Annotated in this window: 20 protein-coding genes; 18 read left to right on the top strand and 2 right to left on the bottom strand. The window is 69.7% G+C overall.

Annotated features, from left to right (window positions below):
• Positions 1-13: 13 nt before the first annotated feature.
• The 18 genes from ACJMK0_RS13635 (at position 14) to ACJMK0_RS13550 (ending at position 14,734) form a co-directional block, all read left to right on the top strand.
• Positions 14-700 carry a sigma-E factor negative regulatory protein gene (locus ACJMK0_RS13635; RefSeq protein WP_405238957.1) on the top strand — a complete coding sequence of 229 codons (687 nt, stop codon included), beginning with the start codon at positions 14-16 and terminating at the stop codon, positions 698-700.
• Complete coding sequence (locus ACJMK0_RS13630) at positions 684-1,685, top strand: MucB/RseB C-terminal domain-containing protein (RefSeq protein ID WP_405238956.1); 1,002 nt, start codon at positions 684-686, stop codon at positions 1,683-1,685. Before ACJMK0_RS13635 ends, ACJMK0_RS13630 begins: the two co-directional genes overlap by 17 nt.
• On the top strand, positions 1,678-2,148 hold the full coding sequence (locus ACJMK0_RS13625) for a SoxR reducing system RseC family protein (RefSeq protein WP_405238955.1): 471 nt from the start codon (positions 1,678-1,680) through the stop codon (positions 2,146-2,148). The genes ACJMK0_RS13630 and ACJMK0_RS13625 overlap by 8 nt, the downstream gene beginning before the upstream one ends.
• Entirely contained in the window at positions 2,141-2,422 is a 282-nt protein-coding gene (locus ACJMK0_RS13620; protein ID WP_405238954.1) for a glutaredoxin family protein, read from the top strand. The genes ACJMK0_RS13625 and ACJMK0_RS13620 overlap by 8 nt, the downstream gene beginning before the upstream one ends.
• Before the next feature lie 92 nt (positions 2,423-2,514).
• A complete protein-coding gene (lepA, locus tag ACJMK0_RS13615; protein ID WP_405238953.1) occupies positions 2,515-4,305 on the top strand; it encodes a translation elongation factor 4 in 1,791 nt (596 codons plus the stop codon).
• Between the two features lie 27 nt (positions 4,306-4,332).
• Positions 4,333-5,106 carry a signal peptidase I gene (gene lepB, locus ACJMK0_RS13610; RefSeq protein ID WP_405238952.1) on the top strand — a complete coding sequence of 258 codons (774 nt, stop codon included), beginning with the start codon at positions 4,333-4,335 and terminating at the stop codon, positions 5,104-5,106.
• Positions 5,107-5,180: 74 nt separating this feature from the next.
• The gene (locus ACJMK0_RS13605; protein WP_405238951.1) at positions 5,181-5,570 is read left to right on the top strand and encodes a DUF4845 domain-containing protein; all 390 of its coding nucleotides are present in this window, start codon (positions 5,181-5,183) and stop codon (positions 5,568-5,570) included.
• A gap of 32 nt (positions 5,571-5,602) precedes the next feature.
• Complete coding sequence (rnc, locus tag ACJMK0_RS13600) at positions 5,603-6,289, top strand: ribonuclease III (protein WP_405238950.1); 687 nt, start codon at positions 5,603-5,605, stop codon at positions 6,287-6,289.
• A 32-nt stretch (positions 6,290-6,321) separates the two neighbouring features.
• Positions 6,322-7,230 (top strand): GTPase Era, encoded by a 909-nt coding sequence (gene era / locus ACJMK0_RS13595; RefSeq protein WP_405238949.1) that lies wholly within the window; start codon positions 6,322-6,324, stop codon positions 7,228-7,230.
• Complete coding sequence (recO, locus tag ACJMK0_RS13590) at positions 7,227-7,976, top strand: DNA repair protein RecO (protein WP_405238948.1); 750 nt, start codon at positions 7,227-7,229, stop codon at positions 7,974-7,976. The genes era and recO overlap by 4 nt, the downstream gene beginning before the upstream one ends.
• Before the next feature lie 43 nt (positions 7,977-8,019).
• The gene (gene pdxJ, locus ACJMK0_RS13585) at positions 8,020-8,751 is read left to right on the top strand and encodes a pyridoxine 5'-phosphate synthase (protein WP_405238947.1); all 732 of its coding nucleotides are present in this window, start codon (positions 8,020-8,022) and stop codon (positions 8,749-8,751) included.
• Positions 8,748-9,170, top strand: coding sequence for a holo-ACP synthase (gene acpS, locus ACJMK0_RS13580; protein ID WP_405238946.1), 423 nt, complete (start codon positions 8,748-8,750; stop codon positions 9,168-9,170). The genes pdxJ and acpS overlap by 4 nt, the downstream gene beginning before the upstream one ends.
• Before the next feature lie 12 nt (positions 9,171-9,182).
• A complete protein-coding gene (locus ACJMK0_RS13575; RefSeq protein ID WP_405238945.1) occupies positions 9,183-9,965 on the top strand; it encodes a 3'-5' exonuclease in 783 nt (260 codons plus the stop codon).
• On the top strand, positions 9,949-11,313 hold the full coding sequence (rlmD, locus tag ACJMK0_RS13570; RefSeq protein WP_405238944.1) for a 23S rRNA (uracil(1939)-C(5))-methyltransferase RlmD: 1,365 nt from the start codon (positions 9,949-9,951) through the stop codon (positions 11,311-11,313). Before ACJMK0_RS13575 ends, rlmD begins: the two co-directional genes overlap by 17 nt.
• Positions 11,314-11,395: 82 nt before the next feature.
• Entirely contained in the window at positions 11,396-12,439 is a 1,044-nt protein-coding gene (nagZ, locus tag ACJMK0_RS13565; RefSeq protein WP_405238943.1) for a beta-N-acetylhexosaminidase, read from the top strand.
• A complete protein-coding gene (locus ACJMK0_RS13560) occupies positions 12,432-13,001 on the top strand; it encodes a hypoxanthine-guanine phosphoribosyltransferase (RefSeq protein WP_405238942.1) in 570 nt (189 codons plus the stop codon). The genes nagZ and ACJMK0_RS13560 overlap by 8 nt, the downstream gene beginning before the upstream one ends.
• Before the next feature lie 23 nt (positions 13,002-13,024).
• On the top strand, positions 13,025-13,840 hold the full coding sequence (locus tag ACJMK0_RS13555) for an S-methyl-5'-thioinosine phosphorylase (RefSeq protein WP_405238941.1): 816 nt from the start codon (positions 13,025-13,027) through the stop codon (positions 13,838-13,840).
• 6 nt (positions 13,841-13,846) lie between these two features.
• A complete protein-coding gene (locus ACJMK0_RS13550; RefSeq protein WP_405238940.1) occupies positions 13,847-14,734 on the top strand; it encodes a diguanylate cyclase domain-containing protein in 888 nt (295 codons plus the stop codon).
• Between the two features lie 5 nt (positions 14,735-14,739).
• Here the strand turns inward: ACJMK0_RS13550 and ACJMK0_RS13545 are convergent, their stop codons facing one another.
• Positions 14,740-15,729 carry a CsiV family protein gene (locus ACJMK0_RS13545; RefSeq protein ID WP_405238939.1) on the bottom strand — a complete coding sequence of 330 codons (990 nt, stop codon included), beginning with the start codon at positions 15,727-15,729 and terminating at the stop codon, positions 14,740-14,742.
• A 4-nt stretch (positions 15,730-15,733) separates the two neighbouring features.
• Positions 15,734-19,204 carry a transcription-repair coupling factor gene (gene mfd / locus ACJMK0_RS13540; RefSeq protein ID WP_405238938.1) on the bottom strand — a complete coding sequence of 1,157 codons (3,471 nt, stop codon included), beginning with the start codon at positions 19,202-19,204 and terminating at the stop codon, positions 15,734-15,736.
• Positions 19,205-19,335 lie beyond the last annotated feature (131 nt).

Genomic DNA, 19,335 nt, shown 5'->3' with positions numbered 1-19,335 from the left:
AGATCGGTGTGACATGAACGACAAGCTACGAGACCAGATGTCGGCCTTCCTGGACGACGAACTGCCCGACGGAGAAGCGGAGCTGTTGTTACGGCGGCTGCAGGGCGACGAGGAACTGCGGCGCGTCGCCGGGCGCTATCTGCTGATCGGACAGGCGCTGCGGGGCGAACGCCTGGCGGGCGTCGACCTGGCCGGGCGGGTGGCGGCGGCGCTCGACGACGAGACCACCTACGGCGGCACCGTAGCCGGGCCCGTCCGCTCCCGCTGGCTGCGCCCGGCGGCCGGCGTGGCGGTGGCCGCGACCGTGGCGGTGGTCGCGCTGATGGGGCTGCAGAACACCGGCGAGGTGGCCGGGCCCGAGGCGGTCACCGCGGACACCGCCGAGGAAGCCCCGGTGGCGGCACCCCTGGATGCGGCCGCCGAAGGCTACGCCTACACCGTTCCGGCGGATGCGCCCGTGACCGTCCGGCCGGTGAGTGCCGTGCCGGCGCGGCTGACCAACTACATGATCAGCCACGGCGAGCGGGCTGGTACACTCATGCGCAGCGGCATGCACAGCCGCATCGTCACGCAGCCGAACGGACCGCTGGTAAATGCCACGGAATACGCCACGGAAACCTCCACGGAAAACTCCACGGTGACCTCTGAAGACGGACGGACGGGAACGGCAGAGAACCCGGCGGATGATGCGGCCCGGTAACGCAGCGGTGCGCGGCGGCAGCCTCTTCGCCGGCTTCGCCGCCGCGGCGCTGTGCGGCGCCGCGCTGGCGGCGGAACCCTCGCCCATGGAATGGCTGCAGCGCATGGCGGTGGCCGTCGAGCAGGCGAACTACAGCGGCACCGTCGTGCGGGTGCATAACGGTCAGGTGCAGACGCTGCGCATCGTCCATCGTTATGAAGACGGCGAGGTGAGCGAGAAGCTCGAATCCCTGGACGGGGCCGGCCGGGAGATCATCCGGGCCGGCGACGAGGTGCACTGCATCCTGCCCGAGAGCCGCATGGTGCTGGTCGAGCAGCAGATCAACCAGGAAGGTCTGTTCGGCCGTCTCGCCGTGCAGCCCGAGGCGCTGTCGCGCAGCTACGACCTCACCATCGAGGACTACGAACGCGTGGTGGGCCGCCCGTCGGTGCAGCTGGCCATCCGCCCCCGCGATCATTTCCGCTTCGGTCACCGACTCTGGCTGGACAAGGCCTCCGCCCTGCCGCTGCGGCGTCAGGTGGTGGGCACCGGCGGCGACATCGTCGAGGAGATGCGCTTCGCCGAGATCACCATCGGCAAGCCCATCCCGGCCTCGGCGTTTCGCCCGTCGATGGACATCGAGGGTTTCACCTGGGTGCGGGACGCCGGGCAGACGCCCGGGCGCGACGACGTCAATCCCACCGGCTTCGAGGCCCGGGAAGTGCCGAGCGGCTTCCGGCTGGTCTCCGCGGGCACGGAGCGTTTCCCGGACAGCGAGGGCGAGGTGGCCCACATCGTCTATTCCGACGGCGTCGCCAGCGTGTCCGTCTTCGTCGAGGCCGGGCAGCAGGCGGGCGGCAAGCTCGAAGGCGCCTCCCGTATCGGCGCCGCCTACGCCTTCGGCACCGTGGTCAACGGACACCAGGTCACGGTGATCGGCGAGGTGCCGGGGCATACGGTGCGGATGATCGCCAATTCTCTCGCCGCCGCGCCTGCCGGTGAGTGACAGCGACGGACTGCTGGTCCGCGACGGCCGGGTCGAGGCGGTCGACGGGCAGAGCGTGGCGGTGCGGGTGGCAGCGGCGGGCGCCTGCGCGCGCTGCGCCCGCGGCGAGGGCTGCGGTTTCGGTTTCGCGGCGGCGCGCGCAGGCGAGGGCCGGCTGATACTGACCAGGCCCCCGGGTTACCGCCCGGCGCCGGGCGACACCGTCCGCGTGGCCATGAAGCAGCGCGGTCTCGCCGGTGCCGCCGTTGCGGTCTACGGCATCCCGCTCGCGGGCCTGCTGGCGGGCAGCGTGGCGGCGACCCTGCTGGGTCTCGGCGAGCCTGCCGCTGTCGGCCTCGCGTTCGGCGGATTCGCGGCGGCTCTGCCGCTGGCCCGGGGGGTATCGCGGCGTCTGGACGCGGACGGCCGCTGCCATCCCCGCCTGCTCGTGGACGGATCGGCGGAGGCCGCCGCGGATGCGTGAGCTGACGGTATTTACCCGGCGCGGCTGTCACCTGTGCGAGGTCCTCATCGAGGAACTGATGCCGCTGACGCGGGGCCGGGTCCGCCTCCACCTGCGCGACGTGGACCGCGACCCGGACCTGGTCGAGCGCTACGGGTTGCGCGTGCCGGTGCTCGAGGCGGACGGCCGGGTGCTCTGCGAGGCCAGACTGGACCGGGCGCGGGTGCTGGAATACCTGGATCAGTGCGGCGCACCCACTGAAATCGGCGAACCGGAACCCCCGGGCCGTTTATAATCCGCGCTGCCCCGGGGACTCTCGGGTATCCGGGCCCGCCCGGGCACCGCGAGCCGGCTCCCCGCGCACCATCCTGAGTCGACTCCGCTTATATGAAGAATATCCGCAACTTCTCGATCATCGCCCATATCGACCACGGCAAGTCCACCCTGGCCGACCGCATCATCCACATCTGCGGGGGGCTGAGTGACCGGGAGATGGCCGCCCAGGTGCTGGATTCGATGGACCTGGAGCGCGAGCGGGGCATCACCATCAAGGCGCAGACCGTATCGCTGGAGTACACGGCGACGGATGGCCGCGTCTACGAGCTGAACTTCATCGATACGCCGGGCCACGTGGACTTCTCCTACGAGGTCTCCCGTTCGCTGGCCGCCTGCGAGGGCGCGCTGCTGGTGGTGGATGCCGCCCAGGGCGTAGAGGCGCAGAGCGTCGCCAACTGCTACACGGCCATCGATCAGGGGCTCGAGGTGGTGCCCGTCCTGAACAAGATCGACCTGCCGGCCGCGGAGCCCGAGAAGGTGATCAACGAGATCGAGGAGATCATCGGTCTGGAGGCGCACGACGCCGTGCTGGTCAGCGCGAAGACCGGCGAGGGGGTGCGCGAGCTGCTGGATACGCTGGTCACCCGCATACCGCCGCCGGTGGGCGACACGGAAGCGCCCCTGCAGGCACTCATCGTCGATTCCTGGTTCGACAACTACGTGGGCGTGGTCTGTCTGGTGCGGGTGGTGAACGGCACGCTGACGAACCGGGACAAGATCCGCGTCATGTCGACCGGCCGCGCCCACCAGGTGGACCGCGTGGGCAAGTTCACGCCGAAGATGCTCGATACGGAAACGCTGGAGGCGGGCGAGGTGGGCTTCGTCATCTCCAGCATCAAGGAGATCGACGGAGCGCCCGTCGGCGACACGCTGACCATCGACAAGCGGCCCTGCGACAAGCCGCTGCCCGGCTTCCGCGAGATGCAGCCGCGGGTGTTCGCGGGCCTGTTCCCGACCCAGTCCGACGACTACGAGACCTTCCGCGAGGCGCTGCAGAAGCTCAGGCTGAACGACGCCGCGCTGCACTTCGAGCCCGAGACCTCGGTGGCGCTCGGGTTCGGCTTCCGCTGCGGCTTCCTCGGCATGCTGCACATGGAGATCGTGCAGGAGCGGCTCGAGCGCGAGTACGGCATCAACCTCATTACCACGGCGCCCACCGTCGTCTACGAAGTGCTGACCGTGAGCGGAGAGATAATCAGCGTGGACAATCCGTCCGCCCTGCCGCCGACCGGCGAGATCGCCGAGATCCGCGAGCCGATCATCGTCGCCGGCATCCTGGTGCCCGAGGAGCACGTCGGCGCCGTCATGAAGCTGTGTATCGAGAAGCGCGGCGTGCAGACCAAGATGCTCTACCTCGGCGGCCAGGTCTCGCTGGAGTACGAGATGCCGCTGTCGGAGGTCGTGCTCGACTTCTTCGACCGCCTGAAGTCCGCCAGCCGCGGTTTCGCCAGCTTCGATTATCATTTCGCCCGCTTCCAGGCGGCCGATCTCGTGCGTCTCGACATCCTGATCAACAAGGAGAAGGTGGACGCGCTGTCGGTCATCGTCCATCGGGACAAGGCCTATCCAAGGGGCCGGGAACTGGTGGAGAAGATGAAGGAACTGATACCGCGGCAGATGTTCGAGGTGGCCATACAGGCGGCGATCGGCGCCCACGTCATCGCGCGCAGCACGGTCAAGGCACTGCGCAAGAACGTGACCGCGAAGTGCTACGGCGGTGACGTCAGCCGCAAGCGCAAGCTGCTGGAGAAGCAGAAGGAGGGCAAGCGGCGCATGAAACAGCTGGGCTCCGTGGAGATTCCCCAGGAGGCTTTCCTTGCCGTACTGCAGGTGGAGAAGTAAGGTGCTCAACCGGATCGTCGTGCGGAAATGAAATTGGACCTGTCACTGCTGTTGGTACTGGCCACGCTGATCACCGGCGTGATCTGGCTCGTGTGGGCGCTGGCCGGCCGCGGGCGCCGCGCCGGCGCGGGGGCGGAGGCCGGTGGCGGCATGCCGAAGATCGTGGAGTATTCGCGCTCATTCTTCCCCGTGCTGCTGCTGGTGCTGGCAATACGCTCGTTCGCCTTCGAGCCCTACCGCATCCCGTCGAGCTCCATGGTGCCCACCCTGCTGGTGGGAGACTTCATCTTCGTCTCCAAGTACTCCTACGGCCTGCGGCTGCCGGTGCTGCACACCGAGGTGGTGGAAACTGGCCGGCCGGAGCGGGGCGATATCGCAGTCTTCCGGCTGCCCTCCAACCCGGACATCAACTACATCAAGCGCGTGGTCGGACTGCCCGGCGACGAGATCGTGTACCGCAATCATCGGCTGTTCATCAACGGCGAGCCGGTCGAGATGGAGGCCGCCGCGCGCTGGACCGAGGACGGCGAGGCGGGCCAGCTGTTCATAGAGCGGCTGGGCGATAACGAACACCTGGTCCTGCTCCAGCGCAGCCCGCTGTCGGGCGTCTACCGCTTCGAGGTGCCCGAGGCCTGCTATTTCATGATGGGCGACAACCGGGACAACAGCCGGGACAGCCGCTTCCCGCAGGTGGGCTGCGTGCCGGAGGACAACCTGGTGGGGCGGGCCAGCCGCATCTGGCTCAACTGGCGCTGGGGCGAGTGGCCGCGCTGGGATCGCATCGGCGATAAAATCCGATAATGTGGCGCAGGTCACTGCGTGATCGGTTAATATCGCGTGACATAACGCTTTCCCAGCAGGTTCCGGAGGCGGATATGGTGGAGATTCGTCACATCGATTGCGGCGGCAGGCAGCGGGGCATGACGACACTCGGCATGCTCATCCTCGTGGCCTTCGTCGGCCTGTTCGTGTTCGCCGGCATCCGCCTGGTGCCTGTCTACCTCGAGCACATGAAGATCGTGAGCGTGCTCGACGGGGTGAAGGACGAGTTCGAGGGGCAGGGCCCGACCCGGCAGGACCTGATGCGTTCTCTGTCGCGGCGCTTCGACATCGAGAGCATCAACATCATCAGCGAGCGGGATCTCAGCATCAAGAAGATCGCGGATGGCTATGTGATCGAGGCCGATTACGAGAACCGCACGCCGTTCATCTCCAATATCTCGTTCGCCGTGAAGTTCAACAAGACCGTCGAGGTCCGCAGCTGATCTCAGCGGATCGAGGGGCGCCGCAGCGGGCTTTGGAAGACATCACCCAATGGGTCCGGCGGACCTTCGACTACGAGTTCGGCGATACCACACTGCTGGAGCGCGCGCTCACGCATCGCAGCGCGCCGGGACGCAGTAACGAGCGGCTCGAGTTCCTGGGCGATGCGGTGCTCGACTGCGTTATCTCCGACGCCCTCATCTCGCTGCGCCCCGACGCCGAGGAGGGGGAACTGAGCCGGCTGCGTTCGCGCCTGGTGCGCGACCATTCCCTGGCGCAGATCGCCCGCCAGCACGGCCTGGGGGAGCACCTGAAGCTCGGCTCCGGCGAGATGAAGAGCGGCGGCTTCCGCCGGGACTCCATCCTGGCAGACGGACTGGAGGCGCTGCTGGGGGCCATCTTCCGCGACGGCGGCTACGCGGAGGCCGAGCGGGTGGTGCGCCGGCTCTATGCGCGCCGGCTCGAGCACCTGCCCGAGGGCGATTCCCTGAAGGATCCGAAGACCCGCCTGCAGGAATGGCTGCAGGCCCGCGGCCTGCCGCTGCCCGCCTACGAGCTCACCGGGGCCAGCGGACCGGCGCACGCGCAGCGTTTCGAGGTACGCTGCCGGCTGGTGCAGCCCGAAGGCGAAGCGACGGCGAGCGGTGCCAGCCGCCGGGAGGCCGAACAGGAGGCCGCGCGCCGGCTGCTTGCCTCGCTGAGCGCCGGTTCGCCATCGTAGGACCCCATCGTAGGACCCCATCGTAGGACCCCATGTCGGAACAACAGCAACAGGACCACAGGTGCGGTTTCGTGGCCGTCGTCGGGCGGCCGAATGTGGGCAAGTCCACGCTGATCAACCGCATCGTCGGCCGCAAGGTGAGCATCGTCACGCCGCGGCCCCAGACCACCCGCCACCGCATCCACGGCATCACGGAGCGTGAGGGCGCGCAGATCATCTTCGTGGACACGCCGGGCCTGCACGGCAACCAGCCGCGCGCCATCAACCGGGCGATGAACCGGGCGGCCACCGGTGCCGCCGCGGAGGCGGATCTGCTGCTGTTCCTTTTCGACGCCAGGGGCTGGCGCGGGGCGGACCAGATGGTGCTGGAGCGCATCCGCGACTCGGGTCACCCCGTCATCGCGGTCGCCAACAAGGCCGATCTCGTGCGGCCGAAGGAGCGTCTGCTGGAGACGCTGGCGCGGGTCGCCGACCAGGCGGATTTCGCCGAGATCGTGCCGCTCTCGGCGCGCACCGGCGACAACGTGAACCGACTGCTCGAGCTCATCCCGCGCTACCTGCCGCTCTCGCCGCCGCTGTACGACCGGGACACCGTCACCGACCGCAGCGAGAGCTTCATGGCCGCGGAGCTGATCCGCGAGAAGCTGACGCTGAGGCTGCGCGACGAACTGCCCTACGGGCTCACCGTGGTCATCGAGAAGTTCGACCGCAGCCGCACCGGCTACGAGATCCACGCCGTCGTGTACGTGGACAAGCCGTCCCACAAGGGGATCGTGGTCGGACGGGGCGGCGGCGTCCTGAAGGCGGTGGGCACCGCGGCCCGGCGGGAGCTGAAACGGATGCTCGGCGCGCCCGTGCACCTGGAGCTGTGGGTCAAGGTGCGCGAGAACTGGGCGGATAGCGAGAAGAGCCTGCGCGAGTTCGGTTACGAGTCCCGGTGAGCCAGCGCTCCCGCATCGCCTCCCAGCCCGGCTTCCTGCTGCACAGCCGGCCGTTCCGGGACTCGAGCCAGCTGATCGAGATCTTCAGCCGGGACCACGGCCGCATCGGCCTGGTGGCGCGCGGCGTGCGCTCCGCCCGCTCGCGCTACCGCGGGGTACTGCGACCCTTCGCCCCGCTGGAGCTGTCCTGGTCCATCGCCGGCGACCTCGGCACGTTGACCGGCGTGGAGGCGGCCGGCCGGCTGCCCGACCTCTCCGGCGATGCGCTGATGGCCGGTTTCTACGTGAACGAGCTGGTGCTGAAGCTCACCCATCGCCACGACGCCCAGCCCGACGTCTACGCCGCCTATGAGGCGGCGGTGACCGGCCTGACCAGCCGTCTCGACGTGGAGTTCACGCTGCGTTGCTTCGAGCTCAGGCTGCTGCGCGCCATCGGCTACGGCCTCGATCTGGAGCATGATATGGTTACCGGCCTGCCGGTGGAGGACGACGCCTGGTACCGGGTGAAGGCGGCGGAGGGCGTCGCCCGGGTCACCGCGGACGGCCCCGACGCCTCCCTGTACAGCGGCGCCGAACTCCGCGACATCGCCGCCGAACGGCTGGAGGATCCGGTGCTCCTGAAACGGGCGCGCCGTATCCTGCAGGTGGCGCTGGAGCACTGCCTGGAAGGCAGGGAGCTCAGCAGCCGGCGGGTGATGCGCGCGATGCGCCGGCGCAGCGAAGCAGGCGACGGCGAGGCCCGTTAGGGCCGGAGCCGGTCTGCGCCCGGCCGGACAGGAAGACAGCGAGATGCAGACACTGAAACTCGGAGTGAACATCGACCACGTGGCCACCCTGCGCCAGGCGCGGGGCACGCGCTATCCCGATCCCGTGGAGGCGGCGTTCATCGCGGAGCGTGCGGGCGCCGACAGCATCACCGTGCACCTGCGCGAGGACCGGCGCCACATCCAGGACCGGGACGTGCGCGTGCTGGCCGGGACGCTGCAGACGCGCATGAACCTGGAGATGGCCGTCACGGAGGAGATGATCGCCATCGCCCTCGAGCTGCGGCCCGCCGATTGCTGCCTGGTGCCGGAGAAGCGGGAGGAGCTCACGACCGAGGGCGGCCTCGATGTCCTCTCGCGTCGTGACGAGGTGACCGACGCCGTGCTGCAGCTCTCCACGGCAGGCATCCGTCCCTCCCTGTTCATCGATCCGGATCCCGAGCAGCTCAGGGCGGCCTACGATTGCGGCGCGCCGGTGGTGGAACTGCACACGGGTGCCTACGCGGAGGCGGACGGTGCGGAGCAGGCCGGGGAACTCGAGCGCATCCGCGAGGCCGCGCGCTTCGGGGCGGAGAACGGCCTGACCGTGCACGCCGGGCACGGCCTGCACTATCACAACGTGGGGCCGATCGCCGCCATCCCGGAGATCGTCGAGCTCAACATCGGCCATGCCATCATCGCCCGTGCCGTCATCGAGGGACTCGGCGCCGCCGTGGCGCGCATGCGCGAGCTGATGCAGGGAGCGCGGGGCTCTTGATATTCGGCGTCGGCACGGACGTCGTCGAGATCTCCCGTATCGCCGATGCCTACCAGCGGTTCGGGGAGCATTTCGTGCGCCGGCTGCTGATGCCGCGGGAAGCCGAGCTGTTCCGGCGCAACAAGCGCCCGGTGCGATTCCTGGCGATGCGCTTCGCGGCCAAGGAGGCGGTGGTGAAGGCCATGGGCACCGGTTTCGCCCACGGCATGTGGATCCGGGATGCCGGCTTCGTGCCCGATCCCCGAGGGCGTCCGGTGGTGATCTTCTCGGAGCGCGGGCAGGCCGTCTGCCGCCAGCTGGGCATCGGCAACACCCACGTCAGCCTCACCGACGAGGCGGGGCTGGTGCTTGCATTCGCCGTCGCGGAGAGGGCAGACGGGCCGCCCGTCAATGATCCAGTGGATGATAAGTCAAATTAAGAAGATAGCTTAATGCATTGTTTTTCCTTTGATATAGAGACCATACCCGACATCGAGGCGGGGCGGCGCCTGTGGGATCTGGGCGACCTGTCCGACGACGACGTGGCGACCGCCATGACCTTCAAGCGGCTGCAGGATGCCGGCACGGAGTTCATGCCCCTGCATCTGCACCGGGTGGTCGCCATCTCGGTGGCGCTCAGGACCGGCGACAGCTTCCGGGTCTGGAGCCTCGGCGAGCCGGATGCCGACGAGGCGGAGATCGTCACCCGCTTCTTCGACGGCATCGAGCGCTTCGCACCCACGCTCGTGTCCTGGAACGGCAGCGGCTTCGACCTGCCGGTGCTGCATTACCGGGCCCTAATGCACGGCGTGGTGGCGTCGCGCTACTGGGAGACCGGCGACAGCGAGCGGGACTACCGCTACAACAACTACCTCGGCCGCTTCCACTGGCGCCATATCGATCTCATGGACGTGCTGTCCGGCTATCAGGCCCGCGCCCGGGCGGGCCTGGACGACATCGCCGTGATGCTCGGATTCCCCGGCAAGCTCGGCATGAGCGGCGACAAGGTCTGGGGCGCGTGGCAGGCCGGCGACATCGAGGGCATACGCAATTACTGCGAGACCGACGTCGTCAACACCTACCTGGTGTATCTGCGCTTCGAGTTCATGCGCGGCCGTATGTCGGCGGCCGACCTCGAGCAGGAATACGAACGGGTGCGCCGGAGCCTCGGCGAGAGCGGGGAGGCACACTTCGCGGAGTTCCTCGAGGCCTGGGACGGTGCCGCCGGCCGCTGAGGCCTGCGCCATCGCGAAGAAAATGGCGAAGAAGCAGCGCGAGCCGGAAGAGGCCGGCATCCTGGGCATTACCCACGACGGCCGGGGCATCGCCAACGTGCCCGGCAAGAAGGTATTTGTGGACGGCGCCCTTGCCGGCGAGCGGGTGCGCTTCCTGCGGCTGCGGCGGCGGAAGAACTTCGACGAGGCTCGGCTGGAGGCCGTGCTGGAGCCCTCGCCGGATCGGGTGGAGCCGCGCTGCGCGGTCTACGGCATCTGCGGCGGCTGTTCGCTGCAGCACCTGGCCGCCGAGCGTCAGATCGAGGCCAAGCAGCAGGTCCTGCTCGACAACCTGGAGCGCATCGGCGGCGTCACGCCGGAACGGGTGCTCGAGCCGCTGCGCGGGCCCGCCTGGAATTACCGGCGCCGGGCCCGCCTGGGCGTGCGCTATGTCCAGGGCAAGGGCAGGGTGCTGGTGGGCTTCCGGGAGCGCTTCAAGCCCTACGTCACCGACACGGGCCGCTGCGAGGTCCTCGCGGAGCCCGTCGGCGGGCTGCTCGGCGAACTCGCGGAGCTGATCTCCGGGCTGTCCGTGCGCGAGCAGATCCCCCAGATAGAGGTGGCCGTCGGCGACAACCTCACTGCGCTGGTACTGCGCGTGCTCGAGACGCCGTCGGCGGAGGACGAGGCGCGGCTCAGGGGCTTCGCGGAGGCGCACGAGCTGCGCTTCTTCCTGCAGACCGGCGGGGCGGACACGGTGCGGCCGCTGCCGGATGCCGACGGCGGCCTGCCCGAGCCGCTCCGCTACGAGCTGCCCGAGTTCGACCTGTCGATCCGGTTCCGGCCGCTGGACTTCATCCAGGTGAACGGCGCACTGAACCGGGCGCTGGTGTCCCGGGCGGTGGAGCTGCTCGAGCCCGGGCCGGAGGAGCGCGTGCTGGATCTGTTCTGCGGCATCGGCAATTTCACGCTGCCGCTGGCCAGGCGGTCCGGCGAAGTGCTGGGCATCGAGGGCAGCACCGATCTGGTGCGACGGGCGGAGGAGAATGCGGCGGCTAACGGCCTCGGCAATGCCGCCTTCCTGAACCGCGACCTGGCCGAGCCCGATCCGGGCGAGGACTGGCTGCGTTCCGACTGGGACCGGGTCCTGCTCGATCCCGCGCGGCCGGGCGCGGACGCGCTGGCACGGCACTTCGCCGAGCGGCCGCCGCGGCGGCTGGTGTACGTGTCCTGTCACCCGGGCACCCTGGCGCGGGACGCGGGCACGCTGACCGCCCCGGGGCGTCTCGGATTGTCTGCGGCCGGCGTTCTGGATATGTTCCCCCATACCAGCCACATGGAATCCGTCGCGGTATTCGACAGAATATGATGAAGTTCAGAGTTTTAGACTCAGATGCTGAAGTATTTTGTCGGACGGGGGCGAGATCTTCGGCAGGAACGACGGAGGGCGCATGTCACTCGGCCCGCTGATGGCGGACATCGAAGGGACGGAACTGACGCCGGCGGACCGGGATTTCCTGATGCATCCGGCCGTGGGCGGCGTGATCCTGTTCAGCCGCAACTATGCCTCGCCGGATCAGCTGACCGCCCTGACGGAGGCGATCCACCGGCTGCGCACGCCGGCGCTGCTGGTCGCCGTCGATCAGGAAGGCGGCCGCATCCAGCGCTTCCGCGAGGGTTTCACCGAGCTGCCGGCCGCCCGCTGGCTCGGGCGGCGCTATGACGTGGATCCGGACACCGGCCGACGGCTCGCCCGCCACACTGGCTGGTTGCTGGCAGCCGAGCTGGGTGCGGTCGGTGTCGACTTCTCCTTCGCACCGGTGCTCGATCTCGACTGGGGTCTCAGCGAGGTCATCGGCGACCGGGCCTTCCACGCCCACCCGGAGGCGGCCGGCGAACTCGCGGCGGCCTACATGCACGGGATGCAGGACGCCGGCATGGCGGCGGTGGCCAAGCATTATCCCGGGCACGGCGCGGTGGTGCCGGACTCCCATGAGGAACTGCCGGTCGACCGCCGTCCCTACGGCGAGATCATGGAAGACCTGAAGCCCTTCGAGCGACTCGTGCGCGCCGGCGTACCCGGCATCATGACGGCCCACGTGGTCTACAGCGAGATGGATGCCCGCCCGGCTACCTTTTCCCGCTGGTGGATCGGCGAGGAGCTGCGCGGGCGGCTGGGCTACAACGGCGCCGTGTTCTCCGACGACCTCAGCATGAAGGCCACAGAGAGCGTCGGCAGCATGTCGCGCCGGGCGCGGGCGGCGCTGGATGCCGGCTGCGACATGGTGCTGGTCTGCAACGACCGGGCACGTGCCGAGGCGACGGCCGAGGGCCTCGGCGATTACCGCAATCCGCCCAGCCTCGTCCGCCTGGCCCGTTTCCACGGGCGGCGGCGTACCGGCCGCCAGCGGCTGCTGGGCGGCGAGCGCTGGCAGGCGCTGCACGCCGAACTCGCGGAGGCCATGGACCGACCGGTGCTGGAACTCGATGCCTGACGACGCCTCCTGCGGCAAGGGCGGCGACGTGCGCATCCCCGAGGGTGCCGAGCGTATCGCGAGCCCGGAGGAGGTGGCTGCCGCCTTCGATCGGCTGGCCGGCGACATCAGCGCGCGCCTGGCCGGCCGCGAGCCCGTGCTGGTCGCCGTGCTGGAGGGCGGGCGCATGCCGGCCAATGAGATCTCCCGCCGGCTCGGCATCTCCCACGTAAACGACACGCTGCGGGTAGGGCGCTATGGCCGCGGTGCGACCGGCGGAGAGCTGCGCTGGCAGGCCGTGCCGGAGACGCCGCTCGCGGGCCGGTCGGTGCTCGTCGTCGACGACATCCTCGACGAGGGCGTCACGCTGGCGGCCGTCGCGAATCATTGCCGCGAGGCCGGGGCCGAGGAGGTGCTCACCTGCGTGCTGACCGTCAAGGATCTGCCCGACCGCGCAGCGCGCTTCAGCCCGGACTTCGTCGGCCTGCTGGTGCCGGACCGCTACATCGTCGGCTGCGGCATGGACTATCAGGGACGGTGGCGAGAGCTGCCGGGCCTGTACGCTCTCGAGGAACCCTTGTAGCAGGCCAGGTAACGGGCGAGGTAATGGGCGAGGTAATGGGCGAGGTAATGGGCGAGGTAATGCAGGAAGGGACGAAGGACAGCGGAATTGCCGTGATCGGCGGCTCCGGGCTGGAGCGCATGCCCGGCGTGGAGGTGGTCGACACGCGGGAGATGACGACGCCGTTCGGTCCGCCGTCCGCGCCGCTGATGGAGCTGGCCGCGGAGGGCGAGCGGTTCTGGTTCCTGTCCCGCCACGGCGACCGGCACGACATCGCACCCCACCGGGTGAACTACCGGGCCAACCTCTGGGCCCTGGACCAGCTCGGCGTGTGCCGCGTGATCGCGGTCAACGCCGTCGGCGTCATACCCGCGGAGCCGCCGCTGGGCACGCTGGCCGTGCCGGACCAGCTCATCGATTACAGCTGGGGCCGGGAGCCCACCTTCTTCGACGGCGAGTCCGGGCCGCTCGAGCACATCGATTTCACGGAGCCCTACGATGCGGCCCTGCGCCAGGTATTGATCGGCCGCGCCGCCGCCCTGGGCATCCCGTGCCGCGCCGGCGGGATCTACGGCGTCACCCAGGGTCCGCGGCTCGAGACCCGGGCAGAGGTGGACCGGCTGGCGCGGGACGGCGTCGAGTACATCGGCATGACGGGCATGCCGGAGGCGGTGCTGGCACGGGAGCTCGCGCTCGAATACGCTTGTTTGGCGGTGCTGGTCAATCGCGCGGCCGGACGGGGCCAGGCGGCGATACACGCGGACCTGGAGGAGAACCTCACTCGTGGCGCCGAAGCGGCCAGCCGCGTGGCGCTGGCACTGGTCGTCAGCGCCGCAGCGCCGTCGCCGGAGGATGCCTGAGAACCGATGAAGTCACTGTCCAAGAATCTGCTGGAGTCACTGCTGCTCGGCCTGCCCGAGGGGATGATGGTGGTGACGAGGCAGGGCGAGGACTGGCAGGCCGTGTTCTTCAACCCGGCGTTCGGCGAGCTGGCGCGGCTCAGCCCGGGGGAGGTGTCGGGCCAGAGCCTGAAGAGCATCCTGCACAAGGTCGGCGGCCGCGACGACTGGCCGCGGGTGGCGCAGGCGCTGGCGGACCGCGAGCCGATCTATCTCACCGTGTATCCGGGCATGCCGGACGAGCCCGGGCCGCCGTTGTCCCTGTGTGTGACGCCGCTGGAGGCGTCCGAGGGGAAGGAATACGCGGCCTGCCACCTGTCGTTGCGCAGGGGCGAGGCACAGGCGGCGGACGGTCCCCCGGACCCCGCCGAGGCACTGCCGGCGACGGAGAGGCGGGACGCGTCGACGGGACTCGCGCCGCGCGCGTTCTTCGACGGCGTGCTGACCCACGACTGGGCGCTGGCCCGCCGGGAGGGCCACCGTCTGTCCCTGCTCGTCTTCCGCATCGAGGCGTTCGGAGCCTATCTCGATACCTTCGGCCGGCATGCCACCGAGTCGATGATCCGGCGGGTCGCCCGCTGCATTACCCGGCGCCTGCGCCGGGCCAGCGATATCGCTTCCCGGCTGGAGGAGGACTGCATCGTGGCACTGGTCCACGGCGGCGACGAGTCCGCGGTGCGCGCCTTCGCCGATTCCATCACCCGTCAGGTACGTGAACTCGGCATCCATCACCCGCACTCGCCGGTGGGCCGGTTCGTCACGGTCCATTGCACGGTCACCGCCGCGCTGCCCGACGCCGAGCAGGACGCCAACGATTTCGTCATGGAAGCCCTGGCCTCGTCGGCCGAGCACTGAACGCGTCAGTCGGGCGCAGGCGAGGCGTCTGTGGGCGCCGGATCCGCCGCTGCTCCCGAGCCGGTGCCCGACGCTTCCCCGGCGGGTTCTTCCTCCACTTCCACCGGCGTCACCTTCGCCAGCACGCCGTAGCGGGGATGGTCGTAGTAGTGGAGTTCGCCGCTGCGCAGCTTGCGCCGCTCGCTGAGCCGGTACACGTCGGGCTCCAGCGCGTCCAGCGGCTCGCCGGCGTCCCGCCGCCCCCGGTCCGGGAATAGCGGCTCGGCCGTTGTCGTCTCCGGCGCGGGCAGGGACCGCCCCGGCTGCGACCACAGTTCCAGGTCCAGCTCCAGGTGCAGGAAGCGCGAGCGGTACAGCCGGGCCTCGCCCTGCAGGCGTTCCGGCAGCTCCGCAAGGCGGGACAGCGCCAGCGGCCGCGCCGTCTCCGGATCGTAACCCGGCTGCTGCCAGGCGATGTGCAGCAGCGGTTGGTAACCGTCCGTATTGCGGAGCCGCCGATACATCTCGCCCAGTTCGAGTTCCTCTTCCGGCAGCGGCATGAAACGGAAGACCGGTTGTTCGGGTTGATCCGCGTCGATGCCGGTCTCGCCCTCGGGATCGGCCGATGCCCCGGGCGAGGCGGCGTCCGCGACGGGCCGTTCTGGAAGGCGGTCGCCCCGCAGAGCGCCGCTCTCGGCGGCCTCGGCGTGGGCCTCGCTCCCGGCGTCTGCCTCGTCACCGGTTGCGGTGTCGTCGGCAGGGTCCGGCGGCGCGGACCAGTCCTCGGTGCTGCCGGCGAGCGAGTCGCCGTACTCGAAGACGATCAGCTCCACCCGGTATTGCTCGAGGGGCTCTTCGGCCCCGGTATCGGCCGGCACGCCGTCGGCCGACCCGGGCGGCGCCTGCTCCTGGGCCGGGAGCGGGCCCGCGGCCAGCAGCAGCACCGCGGCGAAGGCCGGCGCGAGGGCGGCTCGGAAGCAGCGTAGCCCGGTGAATGCTGTGCCCGGTGTGACCATGGCGCTAGCTTGCCATCGCCTCCGGCCGGGCGCCAGCGGCCAGACGGCCCAGCAGCGCGTGCAGATGCCCCACCCGATCGTCCACTTCGGGCAGCGGCGCGCGGAAGTTCAGCCGGTCGTCGTTCTTCAGGCGGTAGATGCTGCCCGGCTCCTGGATGAGCTCGATGAGCGTGATGGGCTCGACGGCCGGCTCCGGACCGAACTGCACCGAGCCGCCCTCCGGGCCGACGTCGATCTTGCGGATGCCCAGCGGCTCGGCCGCGATACGCAGCTCGGCCACCTGCAGCAGCCGGCGCGCCGGTTCCGGCAGCAGGCCGAAGCGGTCGATGAGTTCCACCTGCAGCTCGCGCAGATCGTCGGCGCTGTCGGTGCCGGCGATGCGCTTGTACAGCACCAGGCGCAGGTGCACGTCGGGCACGTAGTCGTCGGGCAGCAGGGCGGCGCAGTGCAGGTTGATCTCGACGCCGCCGTGCAGGGGCTTGTCGAAGTCCGGCTGGTCGCCCCGGCGCAGGCTCTCCACGGCCCGCTGCAGCATCTCGGTGTACAGCGCGAAGCCGATCTCCTGGATCTGCCCGCTCTGCTCGTCGCCCAGCAGTTCGCCGGCGCCGCGGATCTCCAGATCGTGGCTGGCCAGCGCGAAGCCGGCGCCCAGATCCTCCAGCGAATCGATGGCCTCCAGCCGCTTCACCGCGTCGGCGGTCATGGCGCCTTTCGGCGGCGCGATCAGGTAGGCATAGGCGCGGTGATGGGAACGTCCCACCCGGCCGCGCAGCTGGTGCAGCTGGGCCAGGCCGAAGCGGTCGGCGCGATTGATCACGATGGTGTTCGCCGTCGGCACGTCGATGCCGCTCTCGATGATGGTCGTGCACAGCAGCACGTTGAAGCGGCGGTGATAGAAATCCAGCATCACCTGCTCGAGCTCGCGTTCCGGCATCTGGCCGTGCCCCACCCGGATGTCGGCCTCCGGCACCAGTTCGGCGAGCTTCTGGCGCACCCGCTCGATGTCCTCCACCCGGTTGTGCACGAAGTAGACCTGGCCGCCGCGCTTGATCTCGCGCAGGCAGGCCTCCCGCACCATGGCGTCGTTCCACTGGCTGACGAAGGTCTTCACGGCCAGGCGTTCCGACGGCGGCGTGGTGATCAGCGACAGCTCCCTCAGCCCGCCCAGCGCCATGTTCAGCGTGCGCGGGATGGGCGTGGCGGTCAGCGTGAGCACGTCCACGTCCGCGCGCAGCGCCTTCAGCGCTTCCTTGTGACGCACGCCGAAGCGGTGTTCCTCGTCCACGATCACGAGACCGAGGTCCCGGAACAGCGAGGTGTGCTGCAATAGCTTGTGGGTGGCGATGACGATGTCCACCTTGCCCGCGGACACGTCGGCCAGCACGGTGTCGGTGTCCTTGCGGGAGCGGAACCGGGACAGCACCTCGATGCGCACCGGCCAGTCGGCGAAGCGGTCGCTGAACGTCTGATAGTGCTGCTGGGCGAGCAGCGTGGTCGGCACCAGCATGGCCACCTGCTTGCCGGCCTGGACGGCGACGAACGCGGCCCTGAGCGCCACTTCGGTCTTGCCGAAGCCCACGTCTCCGCAGACGACCCGGTCCATCGAGCTCGCGGTGCGCATGTCGGCGAGCACCTCGTCGATCACGCGCTGCTGGTCCTCGGTGGGCTCGAACGGGAAGTCGGCCTCGAACGCCCGGTAGTCGTGCTCGTCCAGGCGGAAGGCATGACCGGGCCGTGCCGCGCGGCGCGCGTACACGTCGAGGAGTTCGGCCGCGACGTCGCGCACCTTCTCCGCGGCGCTTCGCTTCGCTTTTCCCCACTGGTCGCTGCCCAGCCGGTGCAGCGGGGCGTTCTCCGGGGAGGCGCCGGTGTAGCGGGAGATCAGGTGCAGCGAGTGCACCGGCACGTACAGCTTGTCGCCGTCCGCGTATTCCAGCGTGAGGAATTCGGCCGGTATGTCGCCGACCTCGAGCGTCGACAGGCCCACGTAGCGGCCCACGCCATATTCCTCGTGCACGACCGGCGCTCCCTCGCGCAGGTCGCTCAGCTGGCGGATGATGTTCTCGGGGTCCCGGCTCGCGCGCCGCCGCCGGCTCGTCTGCCGGGCCCGCTCGCCGAACAGGCTCTGCTCCGGCACGATGGCCAGTCCCGCCGCGGGCAGGATGACGCCGTTCTCGAGCGGGCCGAGTGCGATGGCCAGCAGGGCGTCCGTGGCCGTGAACTCGTGCCAGTCGGCGACCCGGGCCGGCGCCCGTTTCAGGTCGGTGAGCAGGTCGGCCAAGGCTTCCCGGCGGCCGGCCGACTCGGCGGTGAAAAGCACCCGGCCGTCGAAGCCGTCCAGGAAGGCGGTCAGGGCGCCGGCCGCCTCTTCCCGCCGGCTGTCGAGCCGCAGCACGGGCACCGGTTTCGCGCCGAAGTCCTCGCCTTCGCCCGGCAGCGGCTTGTTGGCGGACAGCAGGATGCGCGGACGTCCGGCGAGCCGCTCGCGCACGGCGTCCACCGGCAGGAAAGCCTCGTCCGGCTCCAGGACGGGGCGATCCGGATCGAGCGACACCAGTGCATGGCGTTCCTCGATCTCGGCACGGAAAGCCGCCAGCGAGTCGTCCAGTTCGGCGCCGGCGGTGATCAGCGTGGACGGCGGCAGATAGTCCAGCAGCGTCGCGGTCTCGTCGAAGAACAGCGGCAGGTAGTACTCGATGCCGCCGTGGGCGATGCCTTCCGATACGTCCCGGTAGATCGGCGAGCGCGCGGCCTCGCCGGCGAAGCGGGCCCGGTAGCGGCGGCGGAAGCCGCGGACGGCATCCTCGTCCAGCGGCGCCTCCCGGGCCGGCAGGATCTCGATCTTCTCCAGCGACTCGCCCGAGAGCTGGGTGTCGGGATCGAAGGCCCGGAGCGTGTCGATCTCCTCGTCGAACAGGTCGATGCGGTAGGGCTCGCGGGAACCCATGGGGAACAGGTCGATGATGGCGCCGCGGACGGCGAACTCGCCGTGCTCCGAGACCTCGGGCACGCGCAGGTAGCCGCCGGCCTCCAGGCCGCGGATGAACTCGTCCCGGTCGAGGGTCTCCCCCGTGCTGAGCGACAGCGCGCGCGCCGTCACGTAGTCCGTCGGCGGCAGCCGCTGCATCAGGCACGGTGCGGCGACCACGACGATACCGCGCTGTAGCGCCGGCAGGCCGGCCAGTGTGGCGAGCCGCTCGGAGACGATGTCCTGGTGCGGTGAGAAGCTGTCGTAGGGCAGCGTCTCCCAGTCCGGGAAGTGGAACACCGGGGTATCGGCGTCGGCGAAGAAGCCCAGCGCCGCCTCCAGGCGGTCGGCCTCCCGCGCGGAGGCGGCGACGGCGAGCACCGGGCCCGGATGACGGGCCGCCGCCTCGGCGATGGCCAGCGCGTCGGCCTCGCCCACGAGTCCGCCCCAGCGCACGGGCGATGCGCCGGTTGCAGGCAAATCCGGTCTGCGTAGTGTTGCCGTCATAATGAAAAAGGCCGCCCGCAGGCAGCCCGCAAACAACGCGGGCCGCGTGCAGGCGGCCCGTCAGTATCTCACAACCGGCTTGTCGTTGCCGCCGCCGGGCCGTGGCCGGGGCGGTGGGCGGAAGAAGGTCA

It is taken from the genome of Lentisalinibacter orientalis, assembly GCF_040706535.1.
GTDB lineage: Bacteria > Pseudomonadota > Gammaproteobacteria > Steroidobacterales > Woeseiaceae > Lentisalinibacter > Lentisalinibacter orientalis.
This window is presented reverse-complemented; position numbering and strand designations above follow the sequence as displayed.

Excerpts from the sequence above, each read along its gene's own strand:
- ACJMK0_RS13605 (WP_405238951.1), top strand. The coding sequence starts at position 5,181 with ATGGTGGAGATTCGTCACATCGATTGCGGCGGCAGGCAGCGGGGCATG.
- lepB (WP_405238952.1), top strand. The coding sequence starts at position 4,333 with ATGAAATTGGACCTGTCACTGCTGTTGGTACTGGCCACGCTGATCACC.
- ACJMK0_RS13560 (WP_405238942.1), top strand. The coding sequence starts at position 12,432 with ATGCCTGACGACGCCTCCTGCGGCAAGGGCGGCGACGTGCGCATCCCC.
- mfd (WP_405238938.1), bottom strand. The coding sequence starts at position 19,204 with ATGACGGCAACACTACGCAGACCGGATTTGCCTGCAACCGGCGCATCG.
- ACJMK0_RS13575 (WP_405238945.1), top strand. The coding sequence starts at position 9,183 with ATGCATTGTTTTTCCTTTGATATAGAGACCATACCCGACATCGAGGCG.
- era (WP_405238949.1), top strand. The coding sequence starts at position 6,322 with ATGTCGGAACAACAGCAACAGGACCACAGGTGCGGTTTCGTGGCCGTC.
- lepA (WP_405238953.1), top strand. The coding sequence starts at position 2,515 with ATGAAGAATATCCGCAACTTCTCGATCATCGCCCATATCGACCACGGC.
- ACJMK0_RS13555 (WP_405238941.1), top strand. The coding sequence starts at position 13,025 with ATGGGCGAGGTAATGGGCGAGGTAATGGGCGAGGTAATGCAGGAAGGG.
- nagZ (WP_405238943.1), top strand. The coding sequence starts at position 11,396 with ATGTCACTCGGCCCGCTGATGGCGGACATCGAAGGGACGGAACTGACG.
- ACJMK0_RS13620 (WP_405238954.1), top strand. The coding sequence starts at position 2,141 with ATGCGTGAGCTGACGGTATTTACCCGGCGCGGCTGTCACCTGTGCGAG.
- ACJMK0_RS13635 (WP_405238957.1), top strand. The coding sequence starts at position 14 with ATGAACGACAAGCTACGAGACCAGATGTCGGCCTTCCTGGACGACGAA.
- pdxJ (WP_405238947.1), top strand. The coding sequence starts at position 8,020 with ATGCAGACACTGAAACTCGGAGTGAACATCGACCACGTGGCCACCCTG.
- ACJMK0_RS13630 (WP_405238956.1), top strand. The coding sequence starts at position 684 with ATGATGCGGCCCGGTAACGCAGCGGTGCGCGGCGGCAGCCTCTTCGCC.
- ACJMK0_RS13545 (WP_405238939.1), bottom strand. The coding sequence starts at position 15,729 with ATGGTCACACCGGGCACAGCATTCACCGGGCTACGCTGCTTCCGAGCC.
- ACJMK0_RS13550 (WP_405238940.1), top strand. The coding sequence starts at position 13,847 with ATGAAGTCACTGTCCAAGAATCTGCTGGAGTCACTGCTGCTCGGCCTG.